The sequence below is a fragment of the uncultured Nostoc sp. genome (genome assembly GCF_964245445.1).
GTDB lineage: Bacteria > Cyanobacteriota > Cyanobacteriia > Cyanobacteriales > Nostocaceae > Nostoc.
Genome location: NZ_CAXTNE010000014.1, coordinates 38,200 through 55,026 on the forward strand (window position 1 = coordinate 38,200; position 16,827 = coordinate 55,026).

Consider the following 16,827-nt stretch of genomic DNA (forward strand, 5'->3'; position numbering starts at 1 on the left):
ACAGACGCGATTAATCGCGTCTGTACTGACCAATGACAAATGACCAATGACAAATGACAAATGACCAATGACAAATGACTAATTATGAGACCTGCCCAAACTAATCAGTTTGACTACGTAAAAATCGGCTTGGCTTCCCCTGAACGCATTCGCCAGTGGGGCGAGAGAACATTACCCAATGGTCAAGTAGTCGGTGAAGTTACCAAGCCAGAAACGATTAATTACCGAACTCTCAAGCCAGAAATGGATGGCTTATTTTGTGAGCGCATCTTTGGTCCGGCGAAAGATTGGGAATGCCATTGTGGTAAGTATAAAAGAGTTCGTCACAGAGGGATTGTCTGTGAGCGCTGTGGGGTAGAAGTCACTGAGTCACGGGTGCGTCGTCACCGCATGGGCTATATTAAACTCGCCGCACCAGTAGCTCACGTTTGGTATCTCAAGGGTATTCCTAGCTATATTTCCATCCTGTTGGATATGCCCTTGCGGGATGTCGAGCAGATTGTCTATTTCAACTCTTATGTTGTCCTGAGTCCAGGTAATGCCGAAACTTTAAGTTACAAACAGCTACTGAGTGAAGACCAGTGGTTGGAAATAGAAGACCAAATTTATAGCGAAGATTCTGTGCTGCAAGGCGTAGAGGTAGGTATTGGTGCTGAAGCGCTGTTGCGTTTGCTTGCCGATATCAATTTGGAACAAGAAGCCGAAAGCCTACGCGAAGAAATTGGCAATGCTAAGGGACAAAAGAGAGCCAAGCTAATTAAGCGACTGCGGGTGATTGACAACTTCATCGCTACTGGTTCAAAACCAGAGTGGATGGTAATGGCAGTTATTCCCGTGATTCCCCCCGACTTGCGCCCAATGGTGCAACTAGATGGCGGACGGTTTGCCACGAGCGATTTAAATGATTTGTATCGGCGGGTAATTAACCGCAACAATCGTTTGGCACGCTTGCAAGAAATTTTGGCACCAGAGATTATTGTGCGGAACGAAAAGCGGATGCTGCAAGAAGCAGTGGATGCTTTGATTGACAATGGTCGTCGGGGACGCACTGTGGTAGGGGCAAATAACCGACCCCTAAAATCTTTGTCCGACATTATTGAGGGTAAACAAGGACGTTTCCGACAAAACTTGTTAGGTAAACGAGTTGACTACTCTGGACGTTCTGTAATTGTGGTCGGGCCAAAGCTGAAAATTCACCAGTGCGGTTTGCCTAGAGAAATGGCAATTGAGCTATTTCAACCATTTGTGATTAACCGCCTGATTCGTAGCGGCATGGTAAATAACATCAAAGCTGCGAAAAAGCTGATATCCCGCAACGATCCCAGTGTTTGGGATGTGTTGGAAGAGGTGATTGAAGGACACCCTGTAATGCTAAACCGGGCACCAACATTGCACCGCTTGGGTATTCAGTCTTTTGAACCGATTTTAGTAGAAGGTAGAGCGATTCAACTGCATCCTCTGGTGTGTCCAGCGTTTAACGCCGACTTTGACGGCGACCAAATGGCGGTACATGTGCCTCTATCGTTAGAAAGTCAGGCTGAAGCGCGGTTGTTGATGTTAGCTTCTAACAATATTTTGTCACCAGCCACGGGTAAACCTATCATCACGCCCAGTCAAGATATGGTATTGGGAGCCTATTACTTAACAGCAGAAAATCCCGGTGCGACAAAAGGCGCAGGAAACTACTTTTCTTCGTTAGAGGATGTAATTATGGCTTTCCAGCAAGATCAAATTGACTTGCACGCCTATATCTATGTGCGGTTTGACGGTGAAATAGAATCAGACCAACAGGATACAGAACCCCTGAAAGTGACAGAAAACGAGGATGGTACCCGCACATTATTCTATAAGTTCCGTCGAGTCAGACAAGACGCTAAAGGCAATGTAATTTCACAGTATATATATACAACTCCTGGTCGCGTTATTTACAATAATGCCATTCAGGAAGCACTTGCAAGCTAGTCATTTGTCATTAGCAAAGGACAAATGACTGACGACTAATGACTAATGACTAATGACCAAGGACTAATGACTAATGACTGAAAAAATGATTTTTCGCAATCGCGTAGTTAACAAAAGTCAACTGCAAAAATTAATTTCTTGGGCCTTTACGCATTATGGTACAGCGCGAACCGCAGTGATGGCGGACAAATTGAAAGATTTGGGATTTCGCTACGCTACCAAAGCAGGGGTTTCCATCAGTGTAGATGACTTGATGATACCACCAACTAAGCGATTGCTCTTAGAAGCAGCTGAGGAAGAAATTCGCGCTACTGAAACCCGTTATCAACGGGGAGAAATCACTGAAGTAGAACGCTTCCAAAAGGTAATCGATACTTGGAATGGTACTAGTGAAGCATTGAAAGATGAAGTAGTCGTCCACTTCAAGAAGACTAATCCTCTCAACTCCGTATACATGATGGCATTCTCCGGGGCACGGGGTAACATCTCTCAAGTCCGGCAGTTGGTGGGGATGCGGGGACTGATGGCAGATCCTCAAGGGGAAATTATCGATTTGCCCATCAAAACCAACTTCCGTGAAGGACTTACTGTAACGGAATACATTATTTCGTCTTACGGTGCCAGAAAAGGATTGGTGGATACTGCCTTGCGGACGGCTGACTCTGGTTATCTCACCCGTCGTTTGGTGGACGTATCCCAGGATGTGATTATTCGGGAGTTTGACTGCGGTACCACCAGAGGAATTCCCATTCGACCAATGACAGAAGGTGCCAAAACCTTGATCCCTCTAGGAACCCGCTTGATGGGACGGGTAATTGGCGAAGATGTGCTGCATCCAGTCACAAAAGAAGTAATTGCACCACGCAACACCCCAGTTTCTGAAGACTTGGCGAAGAAAATCGAAAAATCTGGGGTGGCAGAAGTTGTGCTGCGATCGCCCCTAACTTGTGAAGCCGCACGTTCTGTCTGTCAACACTGCTACGGCTGGAGTTTAGCCCACGCCAAGATGGTGGACTTGGGCGAAGCTGTGGGGATTATTGCTGCTCAAAGTATCGGCGAACCTGGTACTCAGCTTACCATGCGGACATTCCACACAGGTGGGGTGTTTACCGGAGAAGTGGCGCAACAAGTTCGTTCTAAAATCGATGGAACTGTCAAACTTCCCCGCAAACTGAAGACCAGAACATATCGTACCCGCCACGGGGAAGATGCCCTCTATGTTGAAGCTAATGGCGTCATGCTTTTAGAACCAAAAAAAGTAGGTGATGTCACCCCAGAGAACCAGGAAGTTCATCTGACTCAAGGTTCAACACTATATGTATTTGATGGAAATCAGGTAAAACAAGGTCAGTTGTTGGCAGAAGTTGCCCTCGGTGGACGCACAACTCGGACTAATACAGAAAAAGCAGTTAAAGATGTTGCCTCTGACTTGGCAGGAGAAGTGCAATTTGCCGAAGTAGTTCCAGAACAAAAAACTGACCGTCAAGGCAATACCACAATCACAGCCGCACGCGGTGGTTTGATTTGGATTTTGTCTGGCGAAGTTTATAACTTGCCGCCTGGTGCAGAATTGGTGGTGAAAAATGGTGATGCGATCGCCTCTAATGGAGTTTTAGCAGAAACCAAGTTAACCAGTTTGCACGGCGGTGTGGTGCGCTTGCCGGAAGCTACCCCAGGTAAGAGTACCAGGGAAATTGAAATTATCACTGCTTCTGTGGTACTAGACCAAGCAACGGTGACAGTTCAAAGTTCCCAAGGGCGTAATAATTACTTAGTCTCTACTGGCAACAACCAAGTATTTAACCTCCGGGCTACACCAAGCACAAAAGTGCAAAATGGTCAAGTGGTAGCTGAGTTAATTGATGACCGCTATCGGACAAACACTGGTGGTTTCCTGAAATTCGCGGGCGTAGAAGTCCAGAAAAAAGGCAAAGCCAAGCTGGGTTATGAAGTCGTGCAGGGCGGTACCCTTTTGTGGATTCCCGAAGAAAGCCACGAAGTTAATAAAGATATCTCCTTGCTGTTGGTAGAAGATGGTCAGTTTGTGGAAGCTGGCACCGAGGTAGTAAAAGATATCTTCTGCCAAAACAGTGGCGTGATAGAAGTTACCCAGAAAAACGACATCCTGCGGGAAGTTGTGGTTAAGCCAGGGGAACTGCTGATGGTGGACGATCCAGAATCAGTCATGGGGCGAGATAACACCTTCATCCAACCAGGTGAGGAATTCCAAGGCAATGTCGCCACGGAATTGCGTTATATCCAGTATGTAGAGACACCAGAAGGGCCTGCCCTGTTGAGTCGTCCAGTAGTTGAGTTTGCCGTACCCGATAATCCAGATGTGCCATCAACTACATCGGTGAGTCAACAAACCGGGCGATCGATCCAGTTACGGGCTGTGCAGCGACTACCCTACAAAGATTCCGAACGCGTCAAATCTGTTGAAGGCGTGGAACTTCTGCGAACCCAGCTAGTGCTGGAAATTGACCAAGAAGGGGAACAAGACCATAATGCTTCACCCCTTGCAGCAGATATTGAATTAGTAGAGGATACTGAAGACCCAGAAGTTCAACGTTTACAACTGGTAATTTTGGAATCCTTGGTAATTCGTCGAGATATTACCGCCGATGCCACCCAAGGAAGTACCCAAACCACACTTGAGGTACATGATGGGCTTACCATCGCCCCTGGATCTGTCGTCGCACGTACCCAAATCTTGTGTAAAGAAGGCGGGGAAGTGCGGGGTGTTCGCAAAGGAACTGAAAACGTGCGTCGCTGCTTAGTGTTGCGTGACGCTGACAGGCTTACCATTAATACTAGTACTCAGCCAAAGGTAAAAGTGGGTGACTTGCTAGTAGAAGGTACAGAAGTTGCTCCTGGAGTTTTTGCTCCAGAATCAGGACAAGTAGTGGATATCAAAAGTGCCGCTGCTGCATCTGATGGGGAATCAGCCCTAAGTACTAAAAACTACGTTGTTACTACTCGTATCGGTCGCCCTTATCGAGTCAGCCCTGGTGCTGTGTTGCAGATAGAAGACGGCGATTTGGTACAACGGGGTGATAATTTGGTGTTGCTGGTGTTTGAACGCGCCAAAACCGGAGATATTATTCAAGGTTTGCCCCGGATTGAGGAACTACTTGAAGCTCGTAAACCCAAAGAAGCGTGCATTTTATGTCGGCGGGGAGGTGAAGTTAAGGTTGTTTACGCTGAAAGTGGTGATGAAGCGATCGCTATCAAGGTCGTAGAATCAAATGGCGTGGTAACAGATTATCCTCTAGGCCCAGGACAAAATTTGATTGTGCCAGATGGATCGACTGTGTTAGCAGGACAACCATTGAGTGATGGGCCATCCAATCCCCACGAAATTTTGGAAATCTTCTTTAGCCTGGGTTCCGAAGATGGAATCTATGCTTGTGCTAGCCATGCTTTGCAGAAGGTACAGTCATTCTTGGTGAATGAAGTGCAAATGGTGTATCAATCTCAAGGGATTGATATTTCCGATAAGCACATTGAAGTCATTGTTCGCCAGATGACCAACAAAGTCAGGATTGATGATGGTGGTGACACCACAATGCTTCCTGGTGAATTGGTAGAATTGCGCCAAGTTGAGCAGGTGAACGAAGCTATGGCAATTACAGGCGGTGCTAGGGCACAGTATACCCCAGTATTGTTGGGTATCACCAAAGCATCGTTGAATACCGACAGCTTTATTTCCGCCGCATCCTTCCAAGAGACAACACGGGTACTTACCGAAGCAGCTATTGAAGGCAAATCCGACTGGCTACGCGGCTTAAAGGAAAACGTGATTATCGGGCGATTGATTCCGGCTGGTACTGGTTACAATACCTATGAAGAACCCGGTGCGATCGATGATTATGCTGCTGAAATTACCAGTAGTGTCTTGGATGAAGTTGATGATCCCCTGGATATGGTCTTAGATGACCGCACAGCTCGCACCTATAATTTAGATTCTCCTACTCTTGGGGAATCTGGTTTTGGTAGCAGACGTGCAGAAAGGTCAGTTCTAGATGACGAAGATGAATTAATCGCCGATGAAGTCGCAGACGACGACGATTACGAGGAAGAAGACGAAGACGACGATGATTTCGACGATGAATAGACACTTGAAATTTCCTGTCTTTATTAAAAGGTAAAAACTAAAAAGGCAAAAGAAAATCTTCTTTTGCCTTTTTCTTTTACTTTCTAAAAATACATTTTTAAATCCTCAATATTCTGATTTCTACCTTTCAATCTAGTAGTCAATATATAGCGCTTCTGGGTCTGCAATACAGACCTAACCCCCAACCCCTTCCCTACTAGCGTTGGGGAGTAATATTCAAAGCCTCTCTCCTTTTAGGAGAAAGGTCAAAGTGTATTGCTTCCATTCGAGAACCGCTATAATTAATAATTATTAATTATTAATTTAAATCATTATGATCTGCTGAACTCTCTACACTCTTTAAGACCACGCTCATTAAAAATGACCGTGGAGGCTTGTACCCATTCTTTAATCATGAATTCTGAATTAATAATTATTTGCTCAGTCAATTATGGGGATTCAAAAGTAACATCCTCATAGAAATCTGCAACAGCACACTGAAAATCTATACTTGCCAGATGAATGATATCTTGTTGTCCATAGGGATAAAGTACCCACTGTCTCTCTGAGTTGCGGCGAAAACACTCAACATTTAACCGAGTTTGACTTACAAGTACATATTCCTGAAGTGACTCCATCTGCCGGTAGTCAGCAAATTTCTCACCTCGGTCAAAGGCTTCTGTTGTCGGAGATAGCACTTCTAGAATTAACGAAGGGTAACGCAGAAAGTTATCAAAAGCTCTATCTCGTTGGTCACAACTTACTATAATATCGGGGTAGTAATAGATATTAATTGACTCAGTATGTGCTTTGGTGTCTGAGATATAAGTCTGACATCCACTCCCACGCAAATGATTTCTCAGCATTGAAGCAATATTAAGAGAAATAATTACATGGGCGTTACTTGCCCCTACCATTACATAAATCTGTCCCTGTCTATATTCATGCTTAATATGACTGGTTTCTTCTCTTTTAAGATAGTCTTCTGGAGAAATATAGCTAGAATTTGGAGTTGCAACCATCTGTAATGACCTTGTGTGATGCCTTGTATCTAGTTTAAAAGAAGCTTAACGGCGTAAATCCGCTAAATGCAGGTCACCATAAATCTAGCAATAGCTAGATGCTGTAATTCTCTTAAGAGCTATAATCTACATCTGTTGCACCGAGAGATTAACTTGTGGATGTCATATTAGAACGATCGCACCAATTAAAACAAGCCTTAGTTGATTTTGTCCTTGATGCTGAAGGCGAACTGGCACAAGCACTGGAAACTTATGCAGCAGAACAGTTGCGCCGTGGAAGTGGGGATAGTACACAGCAGGACTTAATTATCGATAGCTTTCTGACAGCCGGGAAAGTCGGTGATAAATCTCCCTTAGAGTTATTTATCGAAAGCCATCCAGATTTAGAACAGAGCGATCACAACCTGATCAACAGCTGGCATCATAGTTTTATTGGCTTATTTGCCATAACGAATATTCTACCTGATGGCTTTGAATTAACGAACTGGTTGACCGATAAACACTACATCGTCAAGCCAAACAATACTCAAACATTACAGGCAATATCTCGGTTGAAAGTAGGAGAAATTTTACTAACTCGCATTTCTCCTGTTACCGATAGCTACTGGATGTTTTCTGGCCCCTACACAATAATGGGTAAATTAGGTAAACCAAAACTTGCTGTAGCAATTGGTAATTTCAAAGAAAACTATAAAAGTAATCTTTACAGCGATGCTCCAGACTTGCTAGAAGAAGCTTGGCAGTCAGTAGGACAATATCATCAGCAGTTTGTGGACTTTTTTGGCACTGATGAAATCACACTACCTGGATACCAGCTTAATAAAAAAATAGCTGAATTCCAAGAATTAATCACTGAAAAACGCTTTGCAGAAGCAGGAATTGATACTTCTAAATCCTTGGCTGAAGTAGCAGAAGCAGCTGGCATTGGAGACGATGAAATAAAAGCAGCAGCAGAAGAATTTGGTGCTGATTCCAACGTAGTCTCTCAGATGTTTAACAGCAAAAGCGGTAACAGCAAAATGGTTATGCCAAAGGTTGATTTGCCTCCTGAACTCAAGAAAGCAGAACAGGTAACAGCTCTTTCTCATCCCCATTGGGGACAAATGTTTTTACCAACATATAGTAAGGTACAAGCAATTTTATCGGCAGAGGACTGGCAAAGTGTTCAAGGGGCTGAAAAACTAGTTCGCTATTACCTTGAAGATAAAAGTATTAATGCTTTTATTTGGCATCGATTAGCGCAACAGTATCCAAGTAAATTAGAAAATGTGCTGCAAACAGTTCTGCAACGTCCAGAGTTTCGTCTTGAAAGCGACTTGGATGCACTTTTGCAGGAATTCAATAAACCTATTGAGCCAGAGTTACCAGAAATTGCTAGCGTCCCTATACATCTACACAATTTATTTCAAGAAGCTTTAGGAGAAGTTAACAAATCCAAGCCCAAAAGTAAAGGGCAAAAAAAGCCAGCAAAGGGTTTTCAATAAAGTTAACAAATATATTCAACATCTCACCCTACCCGCTTAGGGTTTGGTTTCTAAGGTAAAGTCATTTGTAGGAGCGTACAGCTAGCTGTACCTCCCAGCGCCTATTGGATAAAATTGTGTCAAAAACGAGATAAAGACCGAGTATTTATATTTAAAGATCGGTAGATAGCAGGTGAACAATCTCATCTACGATTTCCTCTGGACTCTCAAGCTTGACTAGAAATCGATTAAAACCAGCATTCAAAGCCTTATGACTTGAGATTTCCCGTGTATAAGAAGTGATAGCGATCGCGGGTAACTCTCTTAAGGATGAGCAAGAATGCACTCGAATTTGCTCAATTAACCAATTTCCATCATGAGCGGGTAATTTCACATTGCACAGCAGAATATCGGGATGAAGCGATTCTACCAAGGCAAGGGCTGCTTCTGCATCGGTTAAAGCCATCACCTCTGCACCCGCTGCTTCCAAAATGAAGATAAGCAAATCTGCAATATCTGGCTCATCCTCTACCAGTAAAATCAAAATTCCAACAAGGGGCTGGAGCGAATCTAACTCAGTTTCTTGGTTGATTTTTTGATCGGTTGTCATACCGTCCTTTTATTGCTTGCTATAGTCTGCTATTTCTATTGCAACGCATAAAGTAAAATAAGTATTCACCCTAAATAGACAAACTTGGGGTGAAAAGCCTTATCAATATGAAGAAGTTAATTCACCGATCAACATTGACCGCCCTGTTAGGTGAGCGATCGCCCCAACTAACTCATCTAGATCCACAGGCTTTAATAACCATTGGTCAAACCTTGCTTCCGACTCTGGAAATCGAGCTTCTAACTCTTGGAGTGCCGTGACTGCGATAACGGGAGTGGATTTGTCGAGCCTATCTTCGATTTGCCGGATCTGACGTAGCAGCGAATAACCATCTTCACCGGGCATGGCAATGTCACTAAGTACTAAATCTGGGCAAAATTCCACAAACGCTGCTAAAGCTTGATTTACCGTGAAACTTGAATGAACTTCGATCCTATACAACTCAAGCAAACAAGTCATCCAGGCACAAGAATCGAGGTCATCATCGACCACTAGTACTCGCAATCCATCCAGTGTAGAAGTGTTGGGAATGGGCATACCAGGAGCCTCACTCTAAGTGAATATCACAGTATCTAACGAGAATTTAATAATTAATGCATTTTTCATAGAAAAATAAGATTTCCATAATGTTACTTAACATTATGCAACGCAATTCTCATAATTTAGCTGCTCGAACAGACGGCGTAGGAATCTAGAGGAATATACGATATGGTTTCCATAAGCAAAGTCCTGTTTTCAGTAATAGTCGAAGTTTAAGGCTTTGCAATCGTAATTATAAGTATTTAGCTAACCCTGATTTATCATTATATCGAATGAAAAAAAACTTAAAATAACTTTGATATATTTAAATTTCTTAATATTTAACTAATGTTTTTAGGTTTTGGCGATGTCTACGACGGTCACTTAGCTTCTTGTACTGACTTGTGCGGAGCAAAGCCGAGGTAGCGCAGTCAAAGTATATCGTTCGCGCAGCGTCTCGTAGAGAAGTGCGGGCTAGGGCTACGCGTTTTTGTACTATTGACATTGACTAATATTTTTTGGTAATAGGTAATTGGAGAAAAGCTATTACCCATTACCCATGACTCATTACCGAGGTTCAGCTTGAGTTGAAACTGTTAATACTTGCGGAGGTGTAGCATCTGGCGGATAGAGAAAGTCTACTTCTACTAAGGAGCGATCGCCTGCTTTCGTATTTAATAAAACTAAGGGTTCTCCTGGTTGACCTCTCTTTTGCACCAAATGCACAAACTGAGTTTGTGGCTGATTTTGCTCATCTATATAACGTACCCGCACTGTCCCTCGAAAGAATACTTGAGGGGCCGGTGTACTAAAAAAGCGTAACCCCGGTTTTTCCAATTGCTCCTCCTTGAGTGGTGTTTGTATCGAGACACTAACAGTTTGAGGACTTTGAGTATTGTTGTATAGCGGCAACTTCAGATTATATTGAATCCCATAGTTCCCATGAGCGCGATATGCAGTGTCAGGATAGCGCACCAGCATATTAGCACTTTGAATTTGACCAGTTCCTAATGTACCGCCATGCAGGCTACTCAAAGCGTAGGAAAACATTTGACCAGGCTGGGGAATAGTCAGATACCTGGATTTAGGATTATCTACTAATAAGGCTCTCCATCGTGAACCACCAGCCACTCCAGCTACACGTCCATAAATTCTTGGTTTGCCAGTTTCCTCTAAAGGAGTGGGCGCTTTATCTCGTGGCCCAGCCAAATCACCATTATCGAGTAAATTTTGCCACTCTTCTAAAGTAGGCGATCGCTCACTGCCATCGGGATTCACCCGTGCAAACATGGCTAGGCTAGCTGCATAGACAGTGCCATTACTTTGCAGTCGGATCAATGTAGACCGACCATTGAGGGGTGGTGTCAATCCCTGCACAGGAATTGGTAAATTTAGTAACATCCGACTTTGCCCTGGTGGAATCTCAATTTGGGCAGGAAAAATTTCTTGTCGCCGTCCCCTTAGTACATCAGACATGACGCGATCGCCTGGGCCAGCAAAAATTGTACCCAAAAGATTTTGCCTAAAAGATGGTAGCTCAATAAATGGTGCATCCGGTTGGCTCAAATAACTCGCCGCCTGCCAAATATTCACCTTCACTGCTTCCGAACTAGGATTGTGCAAAATTATCCCTAAATACAGCGATGTCTCCGACGGGCTACGCCTACGCAAATTCTCTGGTGGTTCAGCCCTAGTAATGTGATGAGCAAAAATATCAAATCGTCCTCGAAAAGGAAAATTCAGATGCGCCGTTGGCACTTTTTTGCCATCTGGTGGAAAGGTAGAAAGTAAAATTCCTTCTTTCAAAACCAATTCTGGACTATTGCTATTAAACGTTGGCACTGTATCCAATTGGCCTGGTAAAGGACGTACTTCTTGTGGTTGTACGACTTCTTCAGGTGGTGGCGTGGCAGGAGTTAATTGAGCAATTGGGAAAATTAGTAACAATGGCAACATACACTTAGATATTTCTTTCACCATACAGACATTAACAACTTGATGAAAGTGCTAGTTTGTTAATAATTAATACGGAATCTGCAAAAATCCCCATCAAATTTTCTTGATTGAGAACCAGAACGTGGGCAAAGATACAACGTACCGTGAGTTGCTTTTAGCTTAAGTACTCTCTGCGAGACACTACGCTAACACAAACAAATTTACCGCAGTCGTAGCTAATCTCAATTGCTGCTGCTCCCGCCAATAATTTTTCTAAATCAACTGCTGTCTACAAAACAATTTCTCCACAGCTAAGTAGAGCGGCTTAAATAATTAAAGGTTTTTGGTCAAGACTAAATTCCTCAAATGAGGGCTGAAGCTCTGACTACAAAATAATCTCAAGAGTTTTTACATTACTTAATCTAATTTGATTTCTTCTCCCCTACTTACTTAGCAACTGCTTCCATACTTAATTATGTAAGGCTTGCAGCCATGCCACAACAGATGATGTAATCAGGTTGAATTGCATTGATTTTTTCCATTACCTGAGTACTGGCAAGTTGCACATCTACGGGTAACTAGGGTAAAAAACTTAAATCATCTGGTATCAGATCAAGTTTGGTAACTTCAAGTAATAAATCATCAGAAGAATTCGACTGTTGATCTTTTAGGCAAATGTCAAAAGAAGTTAATAGAATTCTTCTCTTCATAACAAATATTATTTAGAATAGAAAAACCCTCCATAATAAAAAATTTACAAGGAGCAGGTGAATGCCAGTAATTGCGGTCGTAGACTACGAGATGGGAAATTTGCACTCAGTCTGTAAAGGCTTGGAAAAAGCTGGAGCAACTCCTAATGTTACTTATTCTCCAAAGGAATTAGAACAGGCAGATGCAATAGTTCTGCCGGGAGTGGGAGCATTTGATCCAGCAGTTCAACACCTGCGAACGCGTGGTTTAGAACAACCTATTAAAGAAGCGATCGCATCTGGTAAACCTTTCTTAGGAATTTGTTTAGGATTGCAAATTCTTTTTGAATCAAGTGCAGAAGGTACCCAACCAGGACTAGGAATTATCAAAGGAAAAGTGCGGCGGTTTCGCCCAGAACCTGACATCACTATTCCTCACATGGGTTGGAATCAACTGGAAATGACTCAACCAAAAAGTATTTTGTGGGAGCATTTACCGTCCGATCCTTGGGTGTATTTTGTCCATTCCTACTATGTTGACCCAATAGACCCGCTAATCCGTGCAGCAACCGTCACTCACGGTACTCAAACCGTCACAGCTGCGATCGCCCGCGAAAACCTGATGGCAGTCCAATTTCACCCCGAAAAATCCTCTAATATCGGATTGCAAATCTTATCTAATTTTGTTGCTCAAGTCCGCGAAAAAATTCCTGCCTAATACTATTTTTGTTATTTGTTGTTTGTCCTTTGTCTAAAACTAATGACTAATGACCAATGACTAATGACTAATGATCAATGACTAATAACCAATGAGCCTGAGAATTTACGGGAATCGCCAGCTAAAAACTTTACCAGGAAAAGAAACTAGACCCACCAGTGCGCGAGTAAGGGAGGCAGTGTTTAATATTTGGCAGGGAGAAATTGCAGGTTGTCGCTGGCTAGATTTGTGCGCGGGTACTGGTTCAATGGGCGCAGAGGCTTTGTGTAGAGGAGCCAGCCTTGTAGTGGGAATTGAACAATCGAGCCGAGCCTGTGCCACCATCCAACAAAATTGGCAGCAAGTAGCTAATGCCGAGCAAGAACTTCGGGTATTGCGGGGAGATATTTTCCAACAGTTAAAGATTTTATCAGGCAAGCAATTCGATAGAATTTACTTTGATCCACCTTATGCCAGTGGATTGTACCAGCCAGTTTTAGAAGCGATCGCTCACTATCAACTTTTAGATCCTAGCGGTGAAATTGCAGTTGAACACGCCTCACAAGGTTGGACACCGCCAGAGATTCCCGCTTGGGAAATTTGCCGTGAGAAAGTTTATGGCAACACATCACTTACTTTCTATAGAATTGTCCAATGAGAAAAGAGGGGGCAGACAAAGGAGCAGGAGGAGAAAATTTTACTTTGTCCCCCTCATTCCCCTCATTTTCCCACTCAAAACTTAGCACAGGCTAAACCATAGCTCATCCGCTAACAAAACTCAGCACTGCTTACCCCCCCAACTGATTGGGGCGCTTATATTGCTTATAGGCAGCGTAAAACAGTCCGGCGAGGGTGACGAAAACTAGACCAAGGACAATACCTGATAGTAGGGGTTCAACCACTGTAAATCTCCTCTTTGAAATTATTAAATATTCGTTGCCTGTTTTTGATTTTACCAAATTTAGTATAAATCCTGCGCCCTACAGGCTTTTTGGAAGGCGAGTGCCCACAAGAAAATAGTCTTCTGTGCTTGCAGACACGATCAAGAACTTTTAAGCTATGTGTAGGAAATGAAAACTTTTTAGCACACCTAGACTTCACAGCAAACCTTTTGGATAACCAGATTACCAAACCTGAAATTTTGATTCAGCGGATCGTTTTATTGACGCTGGCTATACTGCTAGCAGTCCCTTTGGGCTTTTTTGGTGTTCAGTTGGTTCAAGCCTCCGATCCATACGTCAAGAGCGTTCTATCCTTAACAGGAAACCCAGTTCAAGGACACGCAATCTTTCAAATTAACTGTGCTGGTTGTCATGGCTTGGAAGCAGACGGACGAGTAGGGCCGAGTTTGCAAGCTGTCTCAAAGCACAAGTCTCGATATGGACTGATTCGCCAGGTGATCAGTGGCGAAACCCCGCCAATGCCAAAATTCCAACCTAGTGCCCAAGAAATGGCGGATCTTTTAAATTACTTAGAGTCGTTGTAAACGTTAGAATTTTTGGTTGCAGGATACATAGTAGGACTTTGGGATAGAGGTATAGTGAGCGTAGGCGCAGCCCTTCGTAGACATCGCTCTACCAAAAATATAATGGGAAAAGTCAGATTAAAATGAGACTTGCTATAGAGTGAGTATTTCTGGTTAACTAAAACACCTTTGTATCGCAATTAACTGCTAACTATTTTGGTAAAATTGCAAAATTGGGATGCTCCCATTTGACCTTTGTCCTTTTTTTCACATCTGGTCGTATTTACGTAGAATCTTTGATAAAAACTCATATAAACTGTATATTTTAAAGTATGTTAAAGCCACTATTTAATTATTACGAAAGTGAAGTTAGCGTACCTAACTTGGTAGATTAAGACAAAGGCTCCCAGAGAGTGGACTACGGTTTAGCTTCTTTGACAGACCAGATATTTTTAAGATGCCCGAAAGCTAATGACTGAAGCGATCCAAATCGGTAATCGTACAATCACAGCTAGTGAACTGATTTCCTTACTGGCAAGTTACCAAATGCTGCCACATTTGCAGCGCGAATTGATTATTGATGAGGCAATAGAGCAAAATTCACGCTCCGCCAAGGTAGCAATATGTACACCTGAGGAAGTAGCCCAAGCTAAACAGCAGTTTTACACTGAAAAACAGTTCAAAAATGAAGAAGACATCCAGGCTTGGATGGCACATCAAGGGCTGACTCCCGAACAACTAGAAGTTATTATCACTCGTAAGCTTAAAATTGAAAAATTCAAGCAAGCTACTTGGGGTAATAAACTGGAATCCTACTTTTTTCAGTCCAAGACAAAACTAGACAAAGTAATTTATTCTCTACTGCGAACCCAGGATGTGGGAATAGCCCAAGAACTTTACTTCCGGATTCAGGCAAAAGAAAACTCTTTTGCCGACTTGGCACGTGAATATTCACTGGGACCAGAAGCCCAAACTGGAGGCTTAGTAGGCCCGATTGAACTGAATGCACTACATCCGGTAATGGTGCAAATGCTATCTAGCAGTCAACCAGGTCAGATATTGCCCCCTACCCGCATTGCCGACTGGTTCGTGATTTTGCGGCTGGAAAAATTTATCCCCGCGCAACTGGATGAATTTATGAAAGTGCGACTGCTGAATGAACTCTTTGAAACCTGGCTACAAGAACAGCAAAAGCAAATCATGTCTGCACCACGATCAGAGGCGGGGACGCTACCACAGGGAGATGGCGATCAGCCTTTAACCTAAGTATGGGAGGTAACTGCCATACTTGGCTTCAAAACTGAAGATAGCGATCGCTCTTTTAGTTTTCCAGGCTGGACGAGCGATCGCTTTTGATGTTTGGTAAAATGTTTGGAGACCGAGGATATATAGTGGTTCTCAATTGCATGAAATACAGACCTAACCCCCAGCCCTTTAAGAGCTAGCGTTGGAGAGTAAGACTCAAAGCTTCTTTCCTTTTAAGAGCTAGCATTGCAAAGAGGTCAAAGTGTATTGCATCCAAACGAGAAGCGCTATATTTCGCTGCACTCCAACCTTGGTGATGTAACTCCCAAACTTGCTGATGGATAGCAACTCGCCTAGCACGGCGTTGTTCTGCTAATTGTAATGCCTGTTGTTCATGGCTGGGTCGTGGTACTCGCACAACTAGAGTATCATCAGTTTGAGTTACTGATGAAAGACTGTACGCTTCATCGACTGCTTTGAGAGCTTGATGATGTGTATTAAGCTAATCAGCATTTACAGCAATTTTCAGGTAAATAGACCACAGTGATTGAACCAACCGAAGGCATCATCTTCGGTAATATAATTGACAGCAAGAGCAATTGCTTGGTTAAGTGATTCCAGAGTGCGTGCTTCACAGGAACGGAGAAATTGCTTTAGTTTTGACCAACACAGTTCTATGGGAAATAAATCTGGAAAGTAGGGGGGCAAAAACTTGACTTTTGCACTAACAGACTCAATTTCAACTCTTACACGTTCGGCATGATGAACCCGGAGATTATCCATGACTACGATCGCTCCTTTCCATAACTGAGGTACTAAGACCTCAGTTACATAAGTGAGGAAGACAACAGTATTTGTACTACCTGGCACAGTCATTGCTGCAACCAGCCCATCAAGGTCTAAAGCTCCAATCAAAGAAACGTTCTTACCTTTACTTCCAGGTATACTACCAACTGCTCTTTCGCCATTGACTGCTCTGGCAAACAAGCCGCGCAGCAATTGATAAATATTTATCCAATACTAAATTCATGATAAACAAAACCCCCAAGCTCTGATATGAGCTTGGGGGTTTTGTTAGTATAAAGAATCCTGGCATCGAGCTATTTTTGCGTAGGGCTACCCCT

General features: G+C 43.2%; 14 protein-coding genes and 1 pseudogene. 7 read left to right on the forward strand and 8 right to left on the reverse strand.

What is annotated here, in order from left to right; all coding sequences use genetic code 11:
- The first annotated feature begins 84 nt into the window (after positions 1–84).
- Both ACFE90_RS04270 and ACFE90_RS04275 read left to right on the forward strand, forming a co-directional pair.
- On the forward strand, positions 85–1,962 hold the full coding sequence (locus tag ACFE90_RS04270; protein WP_375498042.1) for a DNA-directed RNA polymerase subunit gamma: 1,878 nt from the start codon (positions 85–87) through the stop codon (positions 1,960–1,962).
- Positions 1,963–2,035: 73 nt separating this feature from the next.
- Positions 2,036–6,079: a DNA-directed RNA polymerase subunit beta'' gene (locus ACFE90_RS04275; RefSeq protein WP_375498044.1), complete on the forward strand. Its 4,044-nt coding sequence runs from the start codon at positions 2,036–2,038 to the stop codon at positions 6,077–6,079.
- A 428-nt stretch (positions 6,080–6,507) separates the two neighbouring features.
- On the opposite strand, the gene ACFE90_RS04280 is transcribed toward ACFE90_RS04275, so the two are convergent.
- On the reverse strand, positions 6,508–7,080 hold the full coding sequence (locus ACFE90_RS04280; RefSeq protein ID WP_375498046.1) for a Uma2 family endonuclease: 573 nt from the start codon (positions 7,078–7,080) through the stop codon (positions 6,508–6,510).
- Between the two features lie 155 nt (positions 7,081–7,235).
- Here ACFE90_RS04280 and ACFE90_RS04285 point away from each other — a divergent pair, with 155 nt between their 5' ends.
- Positions 7,236–8,564 carry a hypothetical protein gene (locus ACFE90_RS04285; RefSeq protein WP_375498048.1) on the forward strand — a complete coding sequence of 443 codons (1,329 nt, stop codon included), beginning with the start codon at positions 7,236–7,238 and terminating at the stop codon, positions 8,562–8,564.
- 151 nt (positions 8,565–8,715) lie between these two features.
- Here the strand turns inward: ACFE90_RS04285 and ACFE90_RS04290 are convergent, their stop codons facing one another.
- The 4 genes and pseudogenes from ACFE90_RS04290 to ACFE90_RS04305 form a co-directional block, all read right to left on the reverse strand.
- Positions 8,716–9,153 carry a response regulator gene (locus tag ACFE90_RS04290; protein ID WP_375498050.1) on the reverse strand — a complete coding sequence of 146 codons (438 nt, stop codon included), beginning with the start codon at positions 9,151–9,153 and terminating at the stop codon, positions 8,716–8,718.
- 102 nt (positions 9,154–9,255) lie between these two features.
- Positions 9,256–9,690: a response regulator gene (locus ACFE90_RS04295; RefSeq protein WP_375498052.1), complete on the reverse strand. Its 435-nt coding sequence runs from the start codon at positions 9,688–9,690 to the stop codon at positions 9,256–9,258.
- A 549-nt stretch (positions 9,691–10,239) separates the two neighbouring features.
- Complete coding sequence (locus ACFE90_RS04300) at positions 10,240–11,628, reverse strand: DUF3370 domain-containing protein (protein ID WP_375498054.1); 1,389 nt, start codon at positions 11,626–11,628, stop codon at positions 10,240–10,242.
- 461 nt (positions 11,629–12,089) lie between these two features.
- Positions 12,090–12,317 (reverse strand): annotated as a pseudogene (locus ACFE90_RS04305) (peptidase C15); the annotation flags it as partial.
- Positions 12,318–12,378: 61 nt separating this feature from the next.
- Between ACFE90_RS04305 and hisH the strand changes: the two are divergent.
- Positions 12,379–13,014: an imidazole glycerol phosphate synthase subunit HisH gene (gene hisH, locus ACFE90_RS04310; protein WP_375498056.1), complete on the forward strand. Its 636-nt coding sequence runs from the start codon at positions 12,379–12,381 to the stop codon at positions 13,012–13,014.
- Positions 13,015–13,105: 91 nt separating this feature from the next.
- On the forward strand, positions 13,106–13,651 hold the full coding sequence (rsmD, locus tag ACFE90_RS04315; RefSeq protein WP_375498058.1) for a 16S rRNA (guanine(966)-N(2))-methyltransferase RsmD: 546 nt from the start codon (positions 13,106–13,108) through the stop codon (positions 13,649–13,651).
- A gap of 130 nt (positions 13,652–13,781) precedes the next feature.
- On the opposite strand, the gene petG is transcribed toward rsmD, so the two are convergent.
- Positions 13,782–13,895, reverse strand: a complete 114-nt coding sequence (gene petG / locus ACFE90_RS04320; protein ID WP_063721252.1) for a cytochrome b6-f complex subunit V — start codon at positions 13,893–13,895, stop codon at positions 13,782–13,784.
- 209 nt (positions 13,896–14,104) lie between these two features.
- On the opposite strand from petG, the gene ACFE90_RS04325 reads away from it, so the two are divergent.
- Positions 14,105–14,479 carry a cytochrome c gene (locus ACFE90_RS04325; protein WP_104908556.1) on the forward strand — a complete coding sequence of 125 codons (375 nt, stop codon included), beginning with the start codon at positions 14,105–14,107 and terminating at the stop codon, positions 14,477–14,479.
- Positions 14,480–14,929: 450 nt separating this feature from the next.
- Positions 14,930–15,724 carry a peptidylprolyl isomerase gene (locus ACFE90_RS04330; RefSeq protein WP_375498060.1) on the forward strand — a complete coding sequence of 265 codons (795 nt, stop codon included), beginning with the start codon at positions 14,930–14,932 and terminating at the stop codon, positions 15,722–15,724.
- Positions 15,725–15,899: 175 nt separating this feature from the next.
- On the opposite strand, the gene ACFE90_RS04335 is transcribed toward ACFE90_RS04330, so the two are convergent.
- Together ACFE90_RS04335 and ACFE90_RS04340 are read right to left on the reverse strand one after the other, a co-directional pair.
- Positions 15,900–16,121 carry a hypothetical protein gene (locus tag ACFE90_RS04335; protein WP_375498062.1) on the reverse strand — a complete coding sequence of 74 codons (222 nt, stop codon included), beginning with the start codon at positions 16,119–16,121 and terminating at the stop codon, positions 15,900–15,902.
- 107 nt (positions 16,122–16,228) lie between these two features.
- Complete coding sequence (locus tag ACFE90_RS04340) at positions 16,229–16,690, reverse strand: transposase (protein WP_375498064.1); 462 nt, start codon at positions 16,688–16,690, stop codon at positions 16,229–16,231.
- Positions 16,691–16,827 lie beyond the last annotated feature (137 nt).

What these genes read in the sequence shown, in the direction of transcription:
- ACFE90_RS04270 (WP_375498042.1), top strand. Translation starts at nt 85, where the DNA reads ATGAGACCTGCCCAAACTAATCAGTTTGACTACGTAAAAATCGGCTTG.
- ACFE90_RS04275 (WP_375498044.1), top strand. Translation starts at nt 2,036, where the DNA reads ATGACTGAAAAAATGATTTTTCGCAATCGCGTAGTTAACAAAAGTCAA.
- ACFE90_RS04280 (WP_375498046.1), bottom strand. Translation starts at nt 7,080, where the DNA reads ATGGTTGCAACTCCAAATTCTAGCTATATTTCTCCAGAAGACTATCTT.
- ACFE90_RS04290 (WP_375498050.1), bottom strand. Translation starts at nt 9,153, where the DNA reads ATGACAACCGATCAAAAAATCAACCAAGAAACTGAGTTAGATTCGCTC.
- ACFE90_RS04295 (WP_375498052.1), bottom strand. Translation starts at nt 9,690, where the DNA reads ATGCCCATTCCCAACACTTCTACACTGGATGGATTGCGAGTACTAGTG.
- ACFE90_RS04300 (WP_375498054.1), bottom strand. Translation starts at nt 11,628, where the DNA reads ATGTTGCCATTGTTACTAATTTTCCCAATTGCTCAATTAACTCCTGCC.
- hisH (WP_375498056.1), top strand. Translation starts at nt 12,379, where the DNA reads ATGCCAGTAATTGCGGTCGTAGACTACGAGATGGGAAATTTGCACTCA.
- rsmD (WP_375498058.1), top strand. Translation starts at nt 13,106, where the DNA reads ATGAGCCTGAGAATTTACGGGAATCGCCAGCTAAAAACTTTACCAGGA.
- ACFE90_RS04330 (WP_375498060.1), top strand. Translation starts at nt 14,930, where the DNA reads ATGACTGAAGCGATCCAAATCGGTAATCGTACAATCACAGCTAGTGAA.